The 21,723-nt window shown below is 66.2% G+C and carries 17 protein-coding genes; 9 read left to right on the top strand and 8 right to left on the bottom strand.

Going from position 1 to position 21,723, the window contains the following annotated elements; genetic code table 11:
* The first annotated feature begins 129 nt into the window (after positions 1 to 129).
* The 9 genes from DQP58_RS14660 to DQP58_RS14620 all read left to right on the top strand — a co-directional run bounded on the left by DQP58_RS14660 (position 130) and on the right by DQP58_RS14620 (position 8,874).
* Positions 130 to 1,389: a glutamate-5-semialdehyde dehydrogenase gene (locus DQP58_RS14660; RefSeq protein WP_165827875.1), complete on the top strand. Its 1,260-nt coding sequence runs from the start codon at positions 130 to 132 to the stop codon at positions 1,387 to 1,389.
* Between the two features lie 37 nt (positions 1,390 to 1,426).
* Positions 1,427 to 2,302, top strand: a complete 876-nt coding sequence (locus DQP58_RS14655; protein ID WP_112709058.1) for an AAA family ATPase — start codon at positions 1,427 to 1,429, stop codon at positions 2,300 to 2,302.
* A 10-nt stretch (positions 2,303 to 2,312) separates the two neighbouring features.
* Entirely contained in the window at positions 2,313 to 3,761 is a 1,449-nt protein-coding gene (locus tag DQP58_RS14650; protein ID WP_112709057.1) for a vWA domain-containing protein, read from the top strand.
* Positions 3,762 to 4,018: 257 nt separating this feature from the next.
* Positions 4,019 to 5,422, top strand: a complete 1,404-nt coding sequence (locus tag DQP58_RS14645) for an amidase family protein (RefSeq protein WP_205869431.1) — start codon at positions 4,019 to 4,021, stop codon at positions 5,420 to 5,422.
* Between the two features lie 67 nt (positions 5,423 to 5,489).
* Positions 5,490 to 6,158 (top strand): nicotinate-nucleotide adenylyltransferase, encoded by a 669-nt coding sequence (gene nadD / locus DQP58_RS14640; RefSeq protein ID WP_112709055.1) that lies wholly within the window; start codon positions 5,490 to 5,492, stop codon positions 6,156 to 6,158.
* Entirely contained in the window at positions 6,155 to 6,550 is a 396-nt protein-coding gene (rsfS, locus tag DQP58_RS14635) for a ribosome silencing factor (protein WP_112709054.1), read from the top strand. The genes nadD and rsfS overlap by 4 nt, the downstream gene beginning before the upstream one ends.
* Positions 6,547 to 7,221 carry a glucosyl-3-phosphoglycerate phosphatase gene (gpgP, locus tag DQP58_RS14630; protein ID WP_112709053.1) on the top strand — a complete coding sequence of 225 codons (675 nt, stop codon included), beginning with the start codon at positions 6,547 to 6,549 and terminating at the stop codon, positions 7,219 to 7,221. The genes rsfS and gpgP overlap by 4 nt, the downstream gene beginning before the upstream one ends.
* Positions 7,211 to 8,035, top strand: coding sequence for a diglucosylglycerate octanoyltransferase (octT, locus tag DQP58_RS14625; protein WP_112709052.1), 825 nt, complete (start codon positions 7,211 to 7,213; stop codon positions 8,033 to 8,035). The genes gpgP and octT overlap by 11 nt, the downstream gene beginning before the upstream one ends.
* A 5-nt stretch (positions 8,036 to 8,040) precedes the next feature.
* Complete coding sequence (locus DQP58_RS14620; protein ID WP_112709051.1) at positions 8,041 to 8,874, top strand: DegV family protein; 834 nt, start codon at positions 8,041 to 8,043, stop codon at positions 8,872 to 8,874.
* Between the two features lie 20 nt (positions 8,875 to 8,894).
* On the opposite strand, the gene DQP58_RS14615 is transcribed toward DQP58_RS14620, so the two are convergent.
* The 8 genes from DQP58_RS14615 to DQP58_RS14580 all read right to left on the bottom strand — a co-directional run bounded on the left by DQP58_RS14615 (position 8,895) and on the right by DQP58_RS14580 (position 21,695).
* Positions 8,895 to 11,795 (bottom strand): RND family transporter, encoded by a 2,901-nt coding sequence (locus DQP58_RS14615; RefSeq protein ID WP_112709050.1) that lies wholly within the window; start codon positions 11,793 to 11,795, stop codon positions 8,895 to 8,897.
* Positions 11,792 to 12,259 carry an MmpS family transport accessory protein gene (locus DQP58_RS14610; protein ID WP_197498087.1) on the bottom strand — a complete coding sequence of 156 codons (468 nt, stop codon included), beginning with the start codon at positions 12,257 to 12,259 and terminating at the stop codon, positions 11,792 to 11,794. The genes DQP58_RS14615 and DQP58_RS14610 overlap by 4 nt, the downstream gene beginning before the upstream one ends.
* 139 nt (positions 12,260 to 12,398) lie before the next feature.
* Positions 12,399 to 13,457 (bottom strand): NAD(P)H-dependent amine dehydrogenase family protein, encoded by a 1,059-nt coding sequence (locus DQP58_RS14605; protein ID WP_112709061.1) that lies wholly within the window; start codon positions 13,455 to 13,457, stop codon positions 12,399 to 12,401.
* A 69-nt stretch (positions 13,458 to 13,526) separates the two neighbouring features.
* Positions 13,527 to 14,177: a GAP family protein gene (locus DQP58_RS14600; RefSeq protein WP_112709060.1), complete on the bottom strand. Its 651-nt coding sequence runs from the start codon at positions 14,175 to 14,177 to the stop codon at positions 13,527 to 13,529.
* Positions 14,178 to 14,208: 31 nt separating this feature from the next.
* Positions 14,209 to 15,945, bottom strand: a complete 1,737-nt coding sequence (locus tag DQP58_RS14595) for an AMP-binding protein (protein ID WP_112709048.1) — start codon at positions 15,943 to 15,945, stop codon at positions 14,209 to 14,211.
* An 11-nt stretch (positions 15,946 to 15,956) separates the two neighbouring features.
* Positions 15,957 to 17,075 (bottom strand): acyltransferase PE, encoded by a 1,119-nt coding sequence (pe, locus tag DQP58_RS14590; RefSeq protein ID WP_112709047.1) that lies wholly within the window; start codon positions 17,073 to 17,075, stop codon positions 15,957 to 15,959.
* Between the two features lie 56 nt (positions 17,076 to 17,131).
* Positions 17,132 to 20,155, bottom strand: a complete 3,024-nt coding sequence (locus DQP58_RS14585; RefSeq protein WP_205869430.1) for an RND family transporter — start codon at positions 20,153 to 20,155, stop codon at positions 17,132 to 17,134.
* Positions 20,156 to 20,273: 118 nt separating this feature from the next.
* Positions 20,274 to 21,695, bottom strand: a complete 1,422-nt coding sequence (locus DQP58_RS14580) for a condensation domain-containing protein (RefSeq protein WP_112709045.1) — start codon at positions 21,693 to 21,695, stop codon at positions 20,274 to 20,276.
* Positions 21,696 to 21,723: the final 28 nt, after the last annotated feature.

Genomic DNA, 21,723 nt, shown 5'->3' with positions numbered 1-21,723 from the left:
GCGATGCGGGTCGCCACCATCGGAGGTAGTGGCGATCGCGAGCGCGGTGGTGCCGGGCGATGCGGGTCGGCCGCCGTCGGGGTAACGGGCCGCCTCACCCTGGCTTTATTCGCCGGATACCCTGGTTCAATGAGTCTGCAAGCACCATCGCTTCCTGACTTGCGCCAGGAGGTGCACAACGCCGCACGCCGCGCCAGGGCCGCATCCCGTGTCCTGGCGTTGTTGCCGACGGTTGCCAAGGACCAGGCGCTGAGCTCCGCTGCCGACGCGATCACCGCCCACACCGAGTTGATCCTGTCGGCCAACGCCGAAGACCTCGAGGCCGCCCGGGCCGCCGGGACGCCCGCGGCGATGCTGGACCGGTTGGCATTGGACTCCAGGCGCGTTGAGGGCATCGCCGCCGGCCTGCGCCAGGTCGCCGGGCTGCCGGACCCGGTGGGGGAGGTGTTGCGCGGCTATACGTTGCCCAACGGGCTGCAGTTGCGTCAGCAGCGGGTACCGCTCGGGGTCGTCGGCATGATCTACGAGGGCCGGCCCAACGTGACCGTCGATGCCTTCGGTCTGGCGCTGAAGTCCGGCAACGCCGTGCTGCTGCGCGGGAGTTCGTCGGCGGCCCGGTCCAACCAGGCGCTCGTCCAGGTGCTGCGGGCCTCGCTGGTCAGCGAGGACCTGCCCGCCGATGCGGTGCAACTACTTTCGGCCGATGATCGCTCGACCGTGACGCATCTGATCCAGGCGCGCGGCCTGGTCGACGTGGTGATTCCGCGCGGCGGCGCGAGCCTGATCAACGCGGTGGTTCGCGACGCGCAGGTGCCCACCATAGAGACCGGCGTCGGCAACTGCCACGTGTACGTGCACGACGGCGCCGACCTGGACGTGGCGGAGCGAATCCTGCTGAATTCCAAGACCCGTCGGCCCAGCGTCTGCAACGCCGCCGAGACGCTGCTGGTCGACGTCTCGATCGCCGAAGAGGCGCTGCCCCGGCTGGTGAACGCCCTGCAAGACGCCGGCGTGACGGTGCACGGCGGATTCTCCAAGGATGCGCACGAGGACGACCTGCGCCGGGAGTACTTGTCGATGGACATCGCGGTGGCGGTGGTCGACGGCATCGACGCCGCGATCGCTCACATCAACGAGTACGGCACTGGACACACCGAGGCCATCGTTACCACCAATATGGCTGCTGCGCAGAAGTTTACCGACGGTGTCGACGCCGCCGCGGTGATGGTGAACGCGTCCACCGCCTTCACCGACGGCGAGCAGTTCGGTTTCGGTGCCGAAATCGGCATCTCCACCCAGAAACTGCATGCCCGCGGTCCGATGGGGCTGCCCGAATTGACCTCGACCAAATGGATCGCGTGGGGAGACGGACAGACCCGTCCGGTCTGATGCCCCGCGTGCAGCAAGTGCTTTAGGAGAACCGATTGTGAGTGTGCCCGCCCGGTCCAAGCCGTTGTTCGACGACATCGACGACGTCTCGCGGCGGTTGGCCGAGACCGGCTACCTGCCCGACACCGCCACCGCGACGGCGGTGTTCTTGGCCGACCGGCTCGGCAAGCCTTTGCTGGTGGAAGGCCCGGCCGGCGTGGGCAAGACCGAGTTGGCCCGCGCCATCGCGCAGGCCACCGGCTCGGGCCTGGTGCGCCTGCAGTGTTACGAAGGCGTCGACGAGGCCCGCGCGCTCTACGAGTGGAACCACGCCAAGCAGATCCTGCGTATCCAGGCCGGGTCGGGGGACTGGGACCAGACGAAAGACGACGTGTTCAGCGAGGAGTTCCTGCTGCAGCGTCCGCTGCTGACCGCCATCCGACGCACCGAGCCCACGGTGCTGCTCATCGACGAGACCGATAAGGCCGACATCGAGATTGAGGGCCTGCTGCTGGAGGTGCTGTCGGACTTCGCGGTGACCGTTCCCGAGCTGGGCACCATCACCGCCGAACGGACGCCGCTGGTGGTGCTTACCTCCAATGCCACCCGCGAACTGTCCGAGGCGCTCAAGCGTCGGTGCCTGTTCTTGCACATCGACTTTCCCAGTCCCGACCTGGAGCGCCGCATCCTGCTGTCGCGGGTCCCCGAGCTGCCCGAGCACCTGGCCGAGGAGCTGGTGCGCATCATCGGCGTGCTGCGCGGGATGCAGCTCAAGAAGGTGCCGTCGATCGCCGAGACCATCGACTGGGGTCGCACGCTGCTCGCGCTGGGCCTGGACACGATCGACGACGCCGTCGTGGCGGCCACGCTGGGCGTGGTGCTCAAACATCAATCCGACCAGCAGCGCGCGACCGGCGAGCTGCGGCTGAATTAGGAAGTATGCGATGGCCACCCGCCGTGTCCGACCCACCCGGCCGCTCGCCCCGCACGGGCTGCCGGGCCACCTGGTGGGGTTCGTGGAAGCCCTTCGCGGAGCGGGGATTTCGGTCGGCCCCTCGGAGACGGTGGACGCCGGTCGGGTGATGGCGACGCTCGGCCTGGGCGACCGCATGGTGCTGCGCGAGGGCCTCGCGTGCGCCGTGCTGCGCCGCTCGGATCACCGCGAGACCTATGACGCGATGTTTGACCTGTGGTTCCCGGCGGCGCTGGGCGCACGCGCGGTGGTCACCGAGGACGAGGTCGACGACTCGTCCGACGACGGCGCGTTGCCGCCCGACGACGTCGAGGCGATGCGCCAGATGCTGGCCGATCTGCTGACCGAGAACCCCGACCTCGCCGACTTGGACGAGCGCCTGGTCGCGATGATCGCCCGGATCGTCGAGGCCTACGGCAAATACAGCTCCAGCCGCGGCCCGTCGTTCTCGTCGTATCAGGCGCTCAAGGCGATGGCGCTCGACGAACTCGAGGGCAAGCTGCTGGCCGGACTGCTCGCCTCGTACGGCGACGAACCCACTCCCAGCCAGGAAGAAATCGCCAAAGCGCTTGCCGCGCAACGTATCAGCCAGTTGCGTAAGCTCGTCGACGCTGAGACCAAACGGCGCACCGCGGAGCAACTGGGCCGCGATCACGTCCAGATGTACGGCATCCCGCAGCTTTCGGAGAACGTAGAATTCTTGCGCGCCTCCGGTGAGCAGCTGCGCCAGATGCGTCGGGTGGTGGCGCCGCTGGCCCGCACCTTGGCGACCCGGCTGGCCGCGCGCCGGCGGCGCAGCCGGGCGGGATCGATCGATCTGCGCAAAACGCTGCGCAAGTCGATGTCCACCGGCGGGGTGCCGATCGACGTCGTGCTGGCCAAGCCCCGTCCGGCGCGCCCGGAACTGGTGGTGCTCTGCGACGTGTCCGGTTCGGTCGCCGGCTTCAGCCATTTCACCCTGTTGCTGGTTCACGCTCTGCGCCAACAATTCTCACGTGTTCGGGTGTTCGCCTTCATCGACACCACCGACGAGGTGACCCACATGTTCGGCCCGGAAGCCGATCTGGCCGTGGCGATTCAGCGGATCACCCGCGAGTCCGGCGTCTACAGCCGCGACGGCCACTCCGACTACGGCAACGCCTTCGCGTCGTTCGTGCAGGCGTTCCCCAATGTGCTCTCACCGCGCACCTCGCTGCTGGTGCTCGGCGACGGCCGCACCAACTACCGCAATCCGGAGATCGAGCTGCTCAGTCACATGGTGACCGCCAGCCGGCACGCGCACTGGCTGAATCCCGAGCCCAAGCACCTGTGGGGCAGCGGTGACTCGGCGGCGCCGCGCTATCAAGATGTCATCGCCATGCACGAGTGCCGGTCCGCCAAGCAGCTGGCCGCGGTGATCGACCAGCTGCTGCCCGTATAGACCGAAGCTCTCGTCGCATGGTCGTATGCTCCACTGCGGTGGAGGGCGCGCATCTTCCCGGCCTCCGGGCGCCAATCGCGGTGCAATTACCAAGTCGAGCACCGCGGCGGCCAGCAGCTTGCTCAGGCCCAATCCCCACTCGCAGGCCTCGACCTCGCGGGTGGCCCGCGTCATCGTCATTGCAAGTCGTCATGTGCAAAGGCGACGATTACCGAGTTGTACGTGCAGCACCCGCGACGGACAAAGGAGTTTCGCCAGTGCCTCTATGGCAACTTCCGGCGACCGAGCTCGCCCGCTTGGTCCGGTCGCGCGAAGTCTCGGCGCGCGAGGTCGCTGAGGCGGCCTTGGATCGGCTCGATGACGTCAACGGTGCGATCAATGCGGTGGTTGATTATCGCCGCGGCGAGGCATTGGCCGCCGCCGCCATGATCGACGATCGACTGCGCCACGGCGATGACGTTGGACCGCTGGCCGGTGTGCCCGTAACGGTGAAGATCAACGTCGACCAGGCCGGCTACGCCACCACCGACGGCGTGACGCTACAGCGTGACCTCATCGCCGAAACTAACAGCCCCGTCGTGGACAATCTTTTGAAGAGCGGTGCAGTGCTCATTGGCCGGACTAATGCGCCCGCATTCTGCCTCCGTTGGTTCACCTCGAATCGATTGCACGGGGAAACCCGCAACCCACGGAACGTGGACCTAACCCCGGGTGGCTCGTCGGGCGGGGCCGCCGCCGCAGTCGCGGCGGGCATCGGCGCGATTGCGCACGGAACCGACATCGCCGGTTCGATCCGCTATCCGGCGTACGCGTGTGGGATACACGGGTTGCGCCCGACACTTGGCCGCGTCCCCGCGTTCAACGCCTCTCTCCCCGAACCCACTATCGGCGCCCAGCTTGGGCGAGTTTCAGGCCCGTTGGCGCGCAGCGTCGCCGACATCCGGCTGGCATTCGCGGCGATGGCGGCTCGAGACGCCCGCGACCCGTGGTGGGTGGCCGCGCCCTTGTCAGGTCCGCCCCCTGTGGTCAAGCGAGCGGCTTTCTGCTTGGCACCGGACGGGCTTCGCACCAGACCTGAAGTGGCGCAAGCGGTCCGCGACGCGGCCGAGCGGCTCGAAGCCGCGGCGTGGGAGGTGGACGAGCTGGCCACCACCCCGCCACTCGCCGAAGCAGCCGATGCCCAAACTAAACTCGCCTTCCTTGACGGGTACGACGCCAAGCTTGCGGCCGCCCAACGGGAGGGCGACGCGGGCGCGTTGAATGTGCTGGAGCGTCTGCGCGAGCAAGCCATCGCTTTCGACCTGACCGCGTTCTCCAGGTTGCTGAGTCGCCGAGCCACACTTCTGCGTGACTGGCTGACGCTGTTCGAGAATTACTCTGTCCTGGTGATACCGGTCAGCGCCGAGCTGCCCTTCGCGAACCATCTCGATATGCAAGGCGACGCCGCCTTCGCGCGGGTCTGGGCCGCACAGCTCACCCAGCTCGGTTTGCCCTACCTCGGGCTGCCGGCGCTGACCGTGTCGACCGGTCTGCTCGGCAGCACGCCGGTCGGCGTACAAATCGTTGCAGGCCGCTACCGCGAGGACCTCTGTCTGGCCGCCGGAGAAGCGATCGAAGCTGGGGGTACACCAGTCTCACCGATCGACCCGATGCCGGGATAGGGTTGCAGCGCCGCCGCCCGACCAGGGAAATCGGGCCGTAACACCGGCTCAAGTAAGCTGGCAAATCGTGCAAAAGCAGCTTCGCAGGTTAGGAGTGATGGGTGGGACGTTCGACCCCATCCATTACGGCCACCTGGTTGCCGCCAGCGAGGTCGCCGACCTGTTCGACCTCGACCAAGTGGTGTTCGTGCCCAGTGGTCAGCCCTGGCAGAAGGACCGGCACGTCTCGGCCGCCGAGGACCGCTACCTGATGACGGTGATCGCCACGGCGTCCAATCCCCGTTTCACGGTCAGCCGCGTCGACATCGACCGCGCGGGCCCCACCTACACCAAAGACACCTTGCGCGACCTGCACGCCCTCAACCCGGACTCCGAGCTGTACTTCATCACCGGGGCTGATGCGCTGGCCTCCATCCTGTCGTGGCAGGGCTGGGAGACGGTGTTCGAGCTGGCCCGCTTCATCGGGGTCAGCCGGCCCGGTTACGAGCTGCGCCGCGAGCACGTCACCGGCGTGCTCGGCGAGCTGCCCGACGACGCGCTGACCCTCGTCGAGATCCCGGCGCTGGCCATCTCCTCGACCGATTGCCGCGGCCGCGCGGCGCAGCGCCGCCCGTTGTGGTACCTGATGCCCGACGGCGTCGTGCAGTACGTCTCCAAGCGCCGGCTCTACCGCGACGAGGTCGTGCCGCCGGTGCCGACCAGCGAAACACGCCTGAGCGCAGGGGATCACCCATGAGCGCCACCCAGGAGGCCATCGACATGGCGACGGTGGCCGCCGGCGCCGCCGCTTCGAAGCTTGCCGACGATGTCATCGTCATCGACGTCTCCGCGCAGTTGGCCATCACGGACTGCTTCGTGATCGCCTCGGCCTCCAACGAGCGCCAGGTCAACGCCATTGTCGATGAGGTCGAGGAGAAGATGCGCAAGGCCGGTTACAAGCCAGCGCGTCGAGAGGGCACGAGGGAGGGCCGCTGGACGCTGCTGGACTATCGCGACATCGTCGTGCACATCCAGCACCAGGAGGACCGCGACTTCTATGCCCTCGACCGGCTGTGGAGTGACTGCCCGGTGGTGCCGGTAGACCTCGATGAGGGCCGCACCAACTCCGAAGAGTCGGGTGCGTCATGAGGGTCCGGCGTCTAATCATGTTGCGGCACGGGCAAACCGAGTTCAACGCCGGCAGCCGGATGCAGGGTCAGCTGGATTCCGAACTCAGCGAGCTCGGCCGGGCCCAGGCGATCGCGGCCGCCGAGGTGCTGGGCAAACTGCAGCCGTTGCTCATCGTGTCGTCGGATCTGCATCGCGCCTACGACACGGCGGTCAGGTTGGGGGAGCTCACCGGCCTGCCGATCCGGGTCGACCAGCGGTTGCGGGAAACCCATCTCGGCGACTGGCAGGGAATGACGCACACCGAGGTCGACGCGCAGGCCCCCGGCGCCCGGCTGGCCTGGCGCGAAGACGCCACCTGGGCGCCGCACGGCGGTGAGAGCAGGGTCGACGTCGCCGCTCGCAGCGTGCCATTGGTTGCCGAACTGGTGACCGGCGAGCCGGAGTGGGGCGAGCCCGACGGGCCCGATCGCCCGGTGGTGCTGGTGGCCCACGGCGGGCTGATCGCCGCTTTGTCGGCCGCGCTGCTGAAGCTTCCCGTCGCCAACTGGCCGATCCTGGGTGGCATGGGCAATGCCAGCTGGGTGCAGTTGTCCGGCCACAGCGACGATCCGGCCGACGAATTCGACAGCATCCGTTGGCGTCTGGATGTGTGGAACGCTTCGGCGCAGGTGTCCAACGATGTCCTCTGAGCACCCGCCGAAGCCCGCCCTGCTGATATTCGCCGACTCCCTGGCCTACTACGGCCCGACGGGCGGGCTGCCCGCCGACGACCCCCGGATCTGGCCGAATATCGTTGCGGCGCAGCTAGGTTGGGATGTCGAGCTGATCGGCCGCATCGGGTGGACGTGCCGGGACATCTGGTGGGCGGCGACCCAGGACCCGCGGGCGTGGGCGGCGCTACCGAAGGCGGGCGCGGTCATCTTCGCGACCTGCGGCATGGATTCGCTGCCGTCGGTGTTGCCCACCGCGCTGCGCGAGCTGATCCGCTATGTGCGGCCGCCGTGGCTGCGTCGCTGGGTCCGCGACGGCTATGGCTGGCTGCAGCCCAGGCTCTCGCCAGTGGCCAGATCGGCGCTACCACCGCACCTGAGTGCGGACTACCTCGAACAGACCCGTGGCGCAATCGATGTCAACCGACCCGGTATCCCGATCGTGGCCTCGCTGCCGTCCGTGCACATCGCCGACACCTACGGCCGGGCCCACCACGGCCGCGCGGGGACGGCGGCTGCCATCACCGATTGGGCGCAAAACCACAACGTGCCCCTGGTCGATCTGAAAGCCGCTGTCGCCGAACAGGTGATGAGCGGTCGGGGAAACCCCGACGGGATTCACTGGAACTTCGAAGCCCACCAGGCGGTCGCGGAATTGATGCTCAAGGCGCTCGCCGAGGCCGGCGTGGCAACGATGCAGCGGGGGCACCTCCCGCTTGCGGGGGACGCGCAGCGCGATGAGGAGGCGCCGCGCAATCAGGCCGGCGTGCCCAACGAGAAGCCGCGAGGGTAGCGCTTGTGAGCGTCGTGGTGGTGACCGACTCGTCGGCACGGCTGCCGGCCGACCTGCTCGAAAAGTGGGGAATCCGGGTCGTTCCGCTGCACATCTTGCTCGATGGCGCCGATCTGCGTGACGGTGTGGACGACGTCCCCGATGACATTTACAAACTGGCGGCCACCACTGCGGCGGCCACCCCGGCCGAACTCGCCGACGCCTATCAGCAGGCGCTGGCCGACAGCGGCGCCGACGGCGTAGTGGCCGTGCACATTTCGTCGGCGCTGTCGGGAACGTGCCGGGCCGCCGAACGCACCGCGGCCGACCTGGATCCGAACGTGCGCGTCGTCGACTCGAAGTCGGCCGCGATGGGCACCGGCTTCGTCGCGCTGGCCGCGGCGCGGGCGGCGGCCGACGGCGCAAGCCTGGACGCCGTAGCGGACGCCGCGCGCGCGGCCGTGGACCGCGGGCATGCCTTTATCGTGGTGCACCGCCTGGACAACCTGCGCCGCAGCGGACGCATAGGCGGGGCGAAGGCGTGGCTGGGCACCGCGCTGGCGCTCAAGCCGCTGTTGCGTATCGATGACGGCAAACTCGTTCTGGCCCAACGGGTCCGCACCGTCAGCCATGCCACCGAGGCAATGATCGGCCGGGTCTGCCAGGTCGTCGGCAACGATGCCGCCGCCCTGGCGGTGCATCACGTCGACAACCCGGAGGGCGCCCGGGAGGTGGCCTCAGCGCTGGGCGAGCGGCTGCCGGCGTGCGAACCGGCGATCATCACCGAGCTGGGACCGGTGCTCGCGCTGCATGTCGGCGCGGGCGCGGTCGCGGTGAGCGTGGCGCTGCCGCCGGAATAGTTCCGGGCGCAACCAACGAATCAGGCGCTCACCGGCCGCCGGGCGTTATCGCCGCGGGGGTGCACCACCTGCGGCCACCAGAACCACCGCCCGAGCAGGGTGGCGATCGAGGGCATCAGCAGCGTGCGCACGACCAGCGTATCGAGCAGTAGACCGATGCACACGGTCGACCCGAACTGACCGAGCACCCGCAGATCGCTGCCCAACATGGACGCCATGGTGAAGGCAAACACCAGACCCGCCGCCGTCACCACACCGCCGGTACCGGCCATCGACCGGATGATCCCGGTCTTGAGCCCGCGATGGATCTCTTCGCGGAACCGGGAAACAAGCAATAGGTTGTAATCGGATCCGACGGCCAACAGGATGATGACCGACAGCGCCATCACGATCCAGTGGATCCTGATGCCGAACAGATCCTGCCAAATCAGCACGGACAGACCGAAAGACGCCGCGATCGAGCTGGCCGCTGTGCCGACGATCACCAGCGCGGCCACCACGCTGCGGGTCAGCAGCAGCATGATCATGAAGATCAGCGTCAGGGCCGACACCACGGCGATCATCAGGTCGTATTTCTCGCCGTCGGCCATGTCCTTGAACGTCGCCGCGGTTCCGCCAAGATACACCCGGGCATCGGAGAGCGAGGATTGCTTCAGCCCCTCCTGCGCGGCGGTGCGTTCGGCGTCGACCCGCGCGATGCCCTCCGGCGACATCGGATCGCCCTGATGGGTGATGAAGAACCGCGCCGACTTACCGTCCGGCGACAAGAACATCCGAAGACCCGTCTGGAAATCGGGATTGTCGAAGGCTTCTGGCGGCAGATAGAAGAAGTCGTCGTTCTTCGACGCGTCGAAGCTCTGCCCCATCACGATGGCGGTGTTACTCATCGCCTCCATCTGATTGATCATCGCCTTGAACGTCTGGTAGAGCGTCAGCGTGATCCCCCGGGTGGTTTTCAGCGTGGTGATCAGCGTGGGAAACAACGCATTCAGATCGTGGGTTGCTTTGGCGGTGTGCTGGATGTCGCCCGTGAGGTAATGGAACTGCTCGGCGAGCTGATCGAAGCCATCCAAAGTGTCGAACAGGGACCGCAACCCGTAGCACAACGGGATGTCGTAGCAGTGCTTCTCCCAATAGAAGTACGTCCGGACCGGGCGGAAGGTGTCGTCGAAATCGGCGATGTGGTCGCGCAGGGTGTCGGTGATCTGCGACGTCACCGCCGTGGTCTTCGCGCTGTCGTCGGCGGCATTGGCCAGATCCAGCGACACCTCGTATTGGCGCTGCGTGGTGTCGATCTGGGTTTGCAGATCATCGGCCATCTTGAGGATGTCGTTCATGCGCTCCTTGAGAAAGCTCATGTTCTGCATCGTGGTCTGGCTTTGCACGCTGTTCTGGAACGGAATCGAGCTGTGCTGGATCGGAATGCCCAGCGGCCGGGTGATGTCCTGGACCATGGCGATGCCGAGGGTGCGCATCTCGTTCTTGGCCACCCGATCCAACACCAGCATGTCGGCCGGGTTGCGCATGTCGTGGTCGGACTCGACCATCAACAGGTCGGGGTTCATCCGCGCTTCGGAGAAATGCCGATTCGCGGCCTCTTGCCCCTGATTGGACGGGGCCGACAACGGCAGGTAGTGACGGTCGTTGTAGCTGGTGTGGAAGCTCGGCAGGGCGATCATGCCGACCAGAACGATGGCGGCGCTTACGGCCAAAACCGGTGCGGGCCAACGCACTACGGCGGTGCCCACCCGGCGCCACAGCCGACCACGCTTGGCCTGCCTTTCGAACAGGTGGAAGCGGCTGCCGACGAAGACCACCGCGGGACCCAACGTGATACCGGCGAGCACCACGACCAGCATGCCGATCGCGACGGGCGCGCCCATGGTGTTGAACCACGGCAAGCGCGAAAAGCTCAGGCAATAGGTCGCGCCCGCGATTGTCAGGCCCGAACCGAGCACCACCGGGGCGACGCCCTTGAATGTGGTGTAGTAGGCCTCTTCTCGATCCTCGCCGGCGGCCAGGGCCTCCTGGTAGCGGCCGACGAGGAAGATGCCGTAGTCCGTTCCCGCGGCGATGGCCAGCATGGTGAGAATGTTGGCCGCGAAGGTGGTGAGCCCGAATGCGTTGTGATACGCCAGAACCGCGACGACCCCGCGCGAACAGGCCAGGGCCACAAAGGTCATGAACAGCTGCACAAGCGTGGTGACGATGGACCGGTAGACCAGCAGCAGCATGATCGCGATGGCGCCAAGGGTGAACAGCGTGATCTTGGCCAGGCTGGCGTTACCGATGATGTGCATGTCGTCGGACAGCGCAGCGGGACCGGTGACGTAGGCCTTCACACCGGGCGGCGCCCTGTTCTCGTCGATGACCTTACGCACGGCGTCCACCGACTCGTTGGCCAACGTCGTGCCCTGGTTACCGGCGAGGTTCACTTGCACATACGCGCCCTTGGCGTCGGCGCTTTGCGCGCCCGCGGCCGTCAGCCGGTCGCCCCAGAAGTCCTGAATGTGCTGAATGTGCTTGGGATCCTGGCGAAGTTGCCGGATCAGCTTGTCGTAATACTGGTGGGCGTCGGGGCCCAGCGGATGCTGACCCTCCAGCACGATCATGACGGTGCTGTTGGAGTCGAACTCGTGAAAGTTGTGGCCCAAGCGCATCATCGCCTTCATCGACGGCGCGTCGAGCGGTGTCATCGGCGCCGAGTGCGCCTCGCCGACTTTCTCCAGCGTGGGCACGATGACGTTCACCAACACGGTGATCGCGACCCAGCCGATGATGATCGGTATCGCGAAGATGCGGATCGCATGGGGAAGGTAGGGCCGATGGCCGCGCTCGGCCTTCGACAAGCCCCGGGTGCCGATCGGGCCGGTGTCGGCGGCGCTCAGGTCGCGCTCGGTCTCATTGTGCACGTCGCTCATGCGGACTTCACCAGGCAGAAGGTCTGGGCGTTATGGCCGGCGGAATTCTGGTTGTCGCGGACGATGCCGTCCACGGTGATTTTGCAGCTGATCGTGCTGCCGTCGCTCTGGGCCATGATGTTTGCGCTCACCGAGGGCAGCGTGGTCGAGATGGTGGTCGACCAGGGCAGGGCGGCGTTGTTGACCTGATGCGTGTTGGCGTTCTCGTCCCAGTAGTTGATGTTCGCCGTGGTGCCCGGGGCACCGGAGATTTCATAGACGACGACCTTCGGGTTGAACTGCACGATTTCGATCCCCTTGCCGGCGTTTGCGTTCAGATCTTCCGAGCCGAAGATCTTGTGCAGTCGCGACACGATGAGCGCCGACAGTGACAGAACGACCACCAGCACCAGCGGGATCCACGCTCGTCTCAGCACGCGGCTGAGAAGGCCGGGGCGGGTACCCGAGTCTGGACTAGCCACCACCTGACCGCCTTCCGCAAAGCTCACCAACCGCCGCCGACGACACCACTGTCAACGGAACATTTGCTCAGTTAGGGATACTAACCTTAGTGCACGCAAGCGTTCCTCCTGGGGCCACCGCTTGTGGCGTACGGCATAGCTGCTAGTGGGCGAGCCGACCGGTGACCGGCGGCAAATCCGCCAGCGTCACGATTCCCGGCTCGGCGGCCACCACCGCCGGGACGGCATTGGTAACCGGCATCGCGGTGTATATCATTCCCAGCCCCATGAACCCGGGCTCTGTCCAGTCTTTGGGCGGCAGGCAGTGCAACACGGTTCGCATGTTGGGCAGCCCGAACACCTGAATGACGTGCCCGTGCTCCAGGGGCTTGGGCGGGACGACGTGACTGCCCATGGTCCAGTTGAACCCGACGCTGACGACGTTGCGGTCACCGACCCAGCCGCGGTGATAGCCGTAGACGCTGCCGACCGTCCCGGCGGGGATTTTCATGAAGCCGAGATCGGAGTCGTCGGTGGCCGCGGTGAAGGTGACGTCGAAGGTCATCTTGTCCAGCTTCGCCCCGATCGCGTCGGCCATCATCGCCGCCGACTCCGCAAAGACCTCGCTTTCGCGCCGGACGTTCTCGGCCAGCCCGGGGGTGTCGGGATCCTGCGAAAAGCCCATGGCCGTCTGGGTTTCCGCCGATTCGTAGGTCGAGCAGTCCACCGACTCGGTGATCCGGATCTCGTCGACGCGCTCACACGATGCGGACAGCACCATGCCCACCATGTTCGTCATGCCGGGGTGCGCACCGCTGCCGAAAATTGTCGAATTGCCTTTCCGGCAAGCATCTTCGATGCGTTTGCGGTCCTGCGGTGTCTGCTTTCCGCCGGTGATCCACGCGGCGCTGGTGCACACGTTGACTCCGGATTCCAGCAGCCCCACCAGCTCATCGATGTTGGGCCACAACGGGTTATAGCAACATGCGTCGGCGCCCAGGGCCAGCAGCGCATCGATGTCGTTGGTCGCCCGCACTCCGGTCGGCTCCGGCCAGCCCGCCAGCTCGGCGGCGTCGACGCCGACCTTGTCGGCGCCGTGTGCGTACACGCCGGCCAGTTCCAGGTCGGGTCGCCCGATGATGGCGTGCAGCGAACGCCGACCGATGTTGCCGGTCGTCCACTGGATCACGCGTAGCGGACGGTCGATGCTTGCCTTGCTCATCGCGGCTCCTTTGCCGGTGCGGATTGGACTCATTATCTTCTCAGCGGTAACGCGTCGGTTGACGAAGGGTCAAAGGCCGGCCGCGCCGACCGCGAGGAAAGCGCAGCCGGCCGCGGCCAGCAGGAGCGCAACGTCGACGCGCCGGCGCGAGCGAATCCAGTCATGCAGCGCCGCCACCCACCTGGCGGTCGCCTCGGGCGCCAGCAGGTGGGCCAGCAGCGGAATCTCGATCAGGGCGAAGGCCACGGCGTTGAACATCAACAGCACCGCGACCTGCGTCAGGGCGGTCGCGCCAGAGGCCAGAATGACGGCCAGCGCGGCAAGGTAGTCGACCGACGGCAATGCGATGCCGAGACCGGCGATGCCGGCAACCGCCAGCGAATGCCGGCTCAGCAAACGTTGGACCGGCGAGGCCAATCCCGTCGGCCGCGCACCCAACCGCGCGGGGAGATTCGCGGCCACGACTGCCGCGACCGTCAGCGCCAGCAGGCCGACCACAATCTGCACCTTGGGCAACGCGAAGTAATTCGAGCCCGGCATGGCGCGTCGGAAGGCGAACAAGACGACCAGGCCCACCGCCGTTCCCATGGCGAAACCGCCGGACAGGAACGCGAGCAGTTGCAGCGCCGGCCTGGGCCTGTTCAGCATGACCACGGTCATTCCGACCCGGAACGGTTCGACGCTGACGGCCAGCGCCATCACCAGGACGGTGACCAACATCGGCATCGTGGAGAGCGCCCGCAGCCTCGGCTCAGGCGTCCAACCGGGCGAATTGCTGCCGGCGGTACTGCTCGACGCAGGCGGCACGACGGATCTTGCCACTGGTGGTGGTGGGGATCGAGCCGGGCGGTACCAGCACGAGGTCTCCCACATTCACGCCGTGCGCATTGGAAATCGCCGAGGTGACGTCGCGTTTGACGCAGGTCAGCGTGTGCATGGCCGCCTCGGTGGAATCGCCTCGCTTCTTGAACTCGATGACGGTGACGAGCTTCTCGGTGCTGTTTACCGGAACCGATATCGCCGCGACCCGACCGCCGGTGATCTCCTGGACCGTCGCCTCGATGTCCTCGGGATGGTGGTTCCTTCCGCGGATTATCAGCAGATCCTTGATGCGGCCAACGATGAACAGCCCACCCTCGTGGACGAAACCCAGGTCACCGGTCTTCAGCCAGGGCCCGTCCGGCGTACCCGGCGACGGGTCGACGAGCGTCGCGCCGAAGCAGCGCTGTTCGGCCGGCGGCTTGCGCCAGTAGCCCTCGGCCACGTTGGCGCCGCGTACCCAGATCTCGCCGACCACCCCCGGGGGGCACTCGCGGTTGGTGTCGCCGTCGACGATTCGCAGTGCCGGGGATTGCGGCGGTTGGTATTTCACCAGCGACGAGCCGGTCCCGGCCGCGCACGGCACAGCGCGGCCCGCCGAGAGCTGGTCGATATCGAAGTGCACCGTCGACGAGTCACTCCAGGTGCCACTGGCCACGAAGACTGTTGCCTCCGCCAAGCCGTAGGACGGACGCATCATGTCGTCCCGAAAGTTGAAGTGGGCGAACCGATCGACGAAGCGACTCAGGGTGGCCGGCTCGACGCGTTCGGCACCGCTGATGATGCCCAGCACACCGCCGAGGTCGAGTCCGGCCAGATCGCGGTCGCTGGTCTTGCGGGCCGCCAGGTCGAAGGCGAAGTTGGGGGCCGCCGACCACGAAGAGGTATTGGCGGCCAGCGACCGCACCCACCTGGCCGGCCGTTCCAAGAACGCAACGGGACTCATCAGCTCGCCCCGCCAGCCGCCCAGGATCGGCGCGCACACGCCCAGCACCAAACCCATGTCGTGGTAGAAGGGCAACCACGAGACAATCGTGGTGTCCGACGGGGCTTTCGTGCCGGAGTCGGCGAAGAAGCTGCGCATCAGCTGCTCGAAATTCGCCTGCAGGTTGCGGTGCGAAATCATCACGCCCGTCGGGGCCCTGGTCGAACCGGAGCTGTACTGCAGATACGCGACGTCCGGCAGATCGGCTGCCGGGACGGTAGTTTCGCGATCGGCGTCCAGATTCATCGAATCGATTTCGACGATCTTCGGGACGTCGTCCATGCGCGCCCGATCGACATATTCGGCGACATCTTCGGCCACCGCGGACGTCGTGAGCACGACCGACGGCGACGTGTCGGCGAGGACCGCGCTGACCCGCTCGTCGCTCGAGCCGCGATGCGGCAGCGGAAGCGGAACTGCGATGAGCCCGGCCTGCATCGATCCCAGGAACGCCGCGATGTAGTCAAGACCCTGCGGCGCCAGGATTACCGCCCTGTCGCCGAGCGACCCGTGCTGGCCGAGGTCGCCCGCCACGTTGAAGGTCCGGCGGGATATTTGCGACCACGTGAGGCTCTGGCGAACGCCGTCGGCGTCGCCCTCGTAGTCGGTGAACGTGTACGCCACCTCGTCGGGCCGCAGGCTGGCACGTCCGTGCAGCATGGCGAGAAGCGATGATCCAGACATAGGCGCGCTGTCTAGCCGGTGCCGTGGGACAACACCGAGGTGCCCCCGCTGAGTATCTGGGAAAGAGGGTCAGCGCCGCCGCCGAAGGTTGCCTGGTTGGCCGGTGCGGTGACTTCCGCTGGGTCGAAGCCGTGCACCGGGTCCACCTGAACGGGGGCGGTCGCGGGATCGTCGTTTCGTGAGTATCCGGCGTTCACCCGGGGAATCAGGATTGCGTCGAGCTTGTTGAGCGTGCCTTCGTCGATCCCGAGGTATTTCAGCGGCATGACGAGCGGAAGGTGCTTTTCGGGAACCATGATCGTGGTGTCTTTCGCCCCCCTGGAATTGATCGTGGTCCTGATGTTCTGCGGGGGCACCATGCTTGGGTTGGTGAAGGCCACCGCCGTGTGACCGGTGGCCAGCCCCAGCAGGGTGTTCGCCAGCGCGAACATGTTGTCCGGACGGTCGGGGAAGTCCGCGATCGAGTCGTAAGCAGCGACGAACCGGTTGGTGTCGTACTGGCTCTCGTACGGCGCTGGCATGGTGTAGTCGAGCGCGGGAACGACGCTGCCGACCGGGAACATGGCGGTCAGGAAGCTCTGGCCGAAGGCGTGATGGCCGATCGGGTCGCCGAACGTGGCGAAGTTCAGTTTGTCCGGCGGGGGAGCGGCCGGGTCATTCGCCAGCCGGGCCTGCTCGCCGTCGACCACGAATCCGCCCTCGGACAAGCCGATCGCGGTACCGGGCCGACCCGTCCGGATAGCGGCGTCGAGGTTGTTCACCCCGACGTCGACTGACTCGCCGACGCTGGGGCCGTCCAGGCCTAGGCCTGGTAACAGCTTTTCGCCGGCCTCGCCGATGCCTGGGAAGAGCCGCTCCAACACGTGACCCTGGACCTGCCCTGCCGGATAACGGACGATTTCACGCTTCTGGCCGGGAAACCACTGGGCACCCTCCTGACGGATGTATTCGTCGTAGGGGATGCCCAGGACGTGAGCGCCGCCGAGGGCGAACGCCGTCTGGTCGCCCGGCGCCCCCGGGGTCGGCGGACCGCCGATCGGCGCATCATCAGCCGTCGCGGTATTGACGCCGAAACATCCTGTGGCAGCTACGGTTACCAGCGCCGAAACTCCTGCGAGCAGTTTCTTCATCCCTACTCCTACCGCTCGAATCCGCCTCGTAGTCTCACACACATCCCCTACGGGTGCTAACCGGGCTGCGCCTCGGCGCGTCCCTCCGGTAACCGCGACGCCGGCCGCCGCGCGCCCATTGGCGCACCCGCTCGGGAGGGCCACCAATTCGCCCGCCCGACCAGGGCGGCGATGGCGGGAACCGTGATGGTGCGCACCAAGAAGGTGTCCAGCAAAATGCCCACCCCGATCACGAAACCGCCCTGGACCACGGTGCTGATGCTGGAGAACAAAAGACCACACATCGAGGCGGCAAAGATCAGACCCGCCGCAGTGATCACTCCGCCCGTCGAACCCAGGGTCCGGATGATGCCGTAACGCATGCTGTGCGGCGACTCCTCCCGCATTCGCGAGACGAGCAGCATGTTGTAGTCGGCACCCACCGCGACCAGAACCACGAATGCCAGCGGAGGCACACTCCAATGCAGTTGCTGACCCAGCAGGTATTGCACGACGAGTACCCCGATCCCCACCGCCGACAAATACGAAATAACCACGGAGGCAACGAGATACAGCGGGGCGACGATCGCACGCAGCAGCGCGATCAGGGTCACCAGCACCACCAGCAGGGTTACCGCGATGATGAACCGGATGTCGTGTTGGTAGTAGTCGCGCGTGTCCTTGAGCGCGACGGTGTAACCGGCCATCGACACCGTCGCGTCCGCCAGCGCGGTGTTCGGTTGCGCTCCCCGCGCGGCCGCTTCGATCGCGTTGACCTGATCCATGGCCTCGGTGCTGAACGGGTTCAATTTGGTCTGGACCAGGTAGCGCACCGAGTGGCCGTCCGGCGAGATGAATGCCTTGGCGGCCTTCTGGAACTCCGCCAGGTGCAACAGCTGGGGCGGGATGTTGAATCCGGCCATGGCCGGTTGCGCCGCGTCGCGTTTCAGCGACAACAGAAACGCCGCCGAGTCGTTGAGCCCGCTGCCGAGCTGTTTGACTTGGTCGACGACCTGCGCCACCGCGTCGGCGATTTGCCGGCTGCCGCCGGCGAAACGGTTAGCGCCATCTTGCAAGGTGTTCAGGTTCGCCTGCAGGCCACCAGGTTTGTCCATGCCCAGCGAATGCAGCACGGTGGTGAGCTTCGCCAATGCGGCGCGCAGGCGGTCTGCCGACGCTTTCAGCGCGTGCTTGTCCGGGTACTCCTGCAGCTGGTGGGCCAAGTCATTGATGGCGTCGAGGTCTGCTTGATCGCGCGAACCGACGAGTTGCTCGAATGTTCCGCGGGTGGCGCTGCACGAGGCGTCGACGTCGCATCGGGGGTTGCCCTGCAGCGCCCCCAGCACCGGGCCGATCCAGGCGAACATGTTCTTGGCCGCCGAGAAGTTCCAGCCCATGTTGTTGCTGAGCGCGTTGACATGGTCCACGAGCTGGGCCGCGAGATCGACCTCTTTCACCAGCGCGTCGCCGGTGTACTGGTTCTTCGTCGACGAGAAGGCGGTTTCCAGCTCCTGGACGCCGGCGGCGAGCTGGATGACCTGGCCCCGCATGTTGCCGAGGTTGTCGGCCAACGTCCCCGCCCCGTCTACCAGCCGATTGAGGTCGCCTGTGTGGTCTTTGATCAGGGTGGACCCGCCGGCCAGCAGGGTGCCTATAGCGCCCGCTTGATAGGTGGCCCTGAATTGTTCGGGCACATTCCCGGTGGGACGCGTAATGCCGCTGACCGCAGCAACATTCGGCAATTGACTGACCCGGTCAGCCATTTGCTCCAAGTCCGCGAGCGCCTTTGGCGTGCGAAGGTCGTGCGGGGACTGGACCAGGATGTACTGCGGGATGGACTGATTCACCGGGAAGTGACGATCCAGCGCGGCATACCCGATGGAGCTCGGGGCGGACGCCCGCACCGCCTTGCGATCGTCGTAGTTGTAACGCACCAGGCCGGCACAGCTGGCCAGGATGAGCAACACGAGCACGCTGGCAACCAGGTTGACCTTCGGTCGCCGCACGATGCGAATGCCCGACCGCCGCCAAAACCGGGCGGTCAGCTCGCGCCGCGGCTTGACCAAGCCGCGCCGTCCCGCAAGCACCAGGACTGCCGGCAGCAACGTCAACGCGGCGAGGAATGCCACACCGATCCCGATCGCCGACGACGCGCCGACCGTTTTGAACACACCCATCCGGGCGAAGCTGATCAGCAGGAAGGTGACACCGACGGTGGCCGCGGATGCGGCGATCACCTTTCCGATCGAGAACATGGCGCGCTTGACCGCCTGATCGGGAGTCGCGCCCGACCGCAGGTAGTCGTGATAGCGGCTGATCAGAAAGACGGCGTAATCGGTTCCGGCTCCAGCCATTATGGCGCTCAAGAACACAACGGACTGGTTCGAGACGCCCGAGCCGGTCAGTTGGGAGTAGCCCGCTACCACCGCCTGCGCGATCACCAGGGATATCCCGATCGTCAGCAACGGCAGCAGCATGGTGACCGCGCTGCGGTAGATCACTAGCAGGACGATCAGGACCATCACCGCGATCGCCAACTCGATCGGCATCCGGTCCCGAGCGCCCGCGTCGGTGAGGTCGGCGACGGTCGCCGCAGGGCCGGTGAGGTTTGCCGTCAGCGATGTGCCGGTGAGCGCCCCCTTGACGATTTCGCCGATCCGGTTGAAGGCGGCGTACGAGCGGGGAGTGCCCAGCTCACCAGCGACGCCAACCGGCAGCACCCACGCCTTGTGATCCTTGCTGGTGACGACGGAGCGCAACGCCGGGGTGCTAACGAAGTCCTGCAGCATCGAGATATCTCGCGTGTCGCGGCGCAGCGCGTCCACCACTTTGCCGTAAGCGGCCTCGTCGGCCGGGCCGAGTCCCTTGTCGTCGGTCAACACCACCAACAGCAGGTTTTCTGAGCCCGACTCGTGAAACGCCTCGGTCATCTTTCGAGCGGTCACGCTCGACGGCGCATCGCTGGGCAGGATGGCAAGCGGATGCTTCTCGGCCATCTCGCCCAGCGAGGGAAACGTCAGGGGTAGCGCGACGGCGATCGCGATCCAGATCCCCACCACTGCCCAGGGCCACCGCACCACGAAATCGGCTAGCCGTCGCATATTGCCCTCATCCCCGCTCGGCGCCGTCGGGCGTGCCCGCCGGGGACTCTCGGCCGCACTCGCCCGAGCCCGGTCACACCACGCAAATTCGCCTCACGAGCCATCGAAGTGCTCCACGCTACGCGACGCGTCCCCAGCTCCCGCTGCCGGCGACCCGCACGCAGACCGACTTCATCGCCTCCATGTAGCGAACAACCGATTTTCGGGCGACCGGGTTGTCCGGATGCATGATCGCCATGAACGTGCCTTCCCCGTACCGGAATATGTAAATGGTCAGCTGGTATGAATATCGGCCGTCGGGATAGATTCCGATGTTGTTCGCCAGCCCCATGTCGGCCGCGGCGAGAATGGCATTGAGCGGAGCGGCGCCGCCATGAAAGAAATTCGACACCGGAAAGTTCGGTTGCGGCCAGCGCAACCACGGCGCGAGTTCCAACACGCGGTAATAGGGAACTTTCGCCATATCCAGATTCGAATCGAACGACGCCTGCGCCGCCCACGCGGCATCGCCGAACGAGGCGGCAGCTATGGGCACCGTGATGGGGATCAAACCGGTGAACCAACCCTGCGTCATGAAATTGTCGGTGGCTTGGCGGGAATCCCTGGGGGTAAGCCCGTAATACGTGAGGGCACCCGTGAATTCGTGCTCCACCAAGGCGAGGCAGGCGAACAGGCCGCCGACAAAGCGCGCGCCCACGGCCGCGCAGGCCGATTCGAACCGTTCGGTTTGGGCCGCGTCCATCAGGAGTTCGGAGGTCATATCGCTGCTACTCGAGTCCTGCGGGTCGCCCAGCGGGAGCGGGAACTCGGGAAAGCCACCATCGTTGTTTTCGGCGAAGTCGATCCACGCGCGCACCTCGGGGGAATCAACGGTCAGCGTTGACGTGTACTCGCGTTCGCGGGTGCAGAAATCATCGAAACTGCCGGCATCGGGAAGGGCAAGTGCCTGCCCGCCGCCGCTCAACGCCGTGTACATGCCGTTGGCCTCCATCATCGTGGTGCCAATCAACGTCGCGTCTCCGTGGACATGATCCATGGCGGCAAAGAAAGTGAAGCGGTCTTGGCTTTGAATGATCCCGAAGGTGAAGCAGCCCCACTCCAGCGGATTCGGAATGGCCACCACGTGGGCGTGTATTTCGTCGGCCGTCATCTCGCCGTGCTCGATCGGGGCGAATTCGATAGCGTCGGGATCGCTGACGGTATGCCTGATGAACACTCCGTCGCCGGTGTGCTCGAACCAGCTGCGAAACGTGTCGTGCCGGCGCAGATATGCGTTGACGGCGTGGTTCATGGCGGCAACGTCGCACGTCCCGGGCACTTCACAGGTAGCGATGATCTGACGGGAGAAGTTCAACCCCGCGGCGGTCCGTTCACAGTAATTGCGAAGATGCTGGCTCTGCATGTAGCTGACCGGCACCGAGCTGACCGGCGCCTGCCTGACCTTTTCGGTAGCCGCGGCCGTCGGGTGCCAGGAGATGACCGACCCGGGCGTCACCGTCCAATCACCGAGTGCGCCGATCGTTATCTTCCCGATGCGCAAAACTTCGTCCTCCTCGGTTCCAACGACC

The organism is Mycobacterium colombiense (assembly GCF_003284975.1).
GTDB classification, from domain to species: domain Bacteria; phylum Actinomycetota; class Actinomycetes; order Mycobacteriales; family Mycobacteriaceae; genus Mycobacterium; species Mycobacterium europaeum_A.
This window is presented reverse-complemented; position numbering and strand designations above follow the sequence as displayed.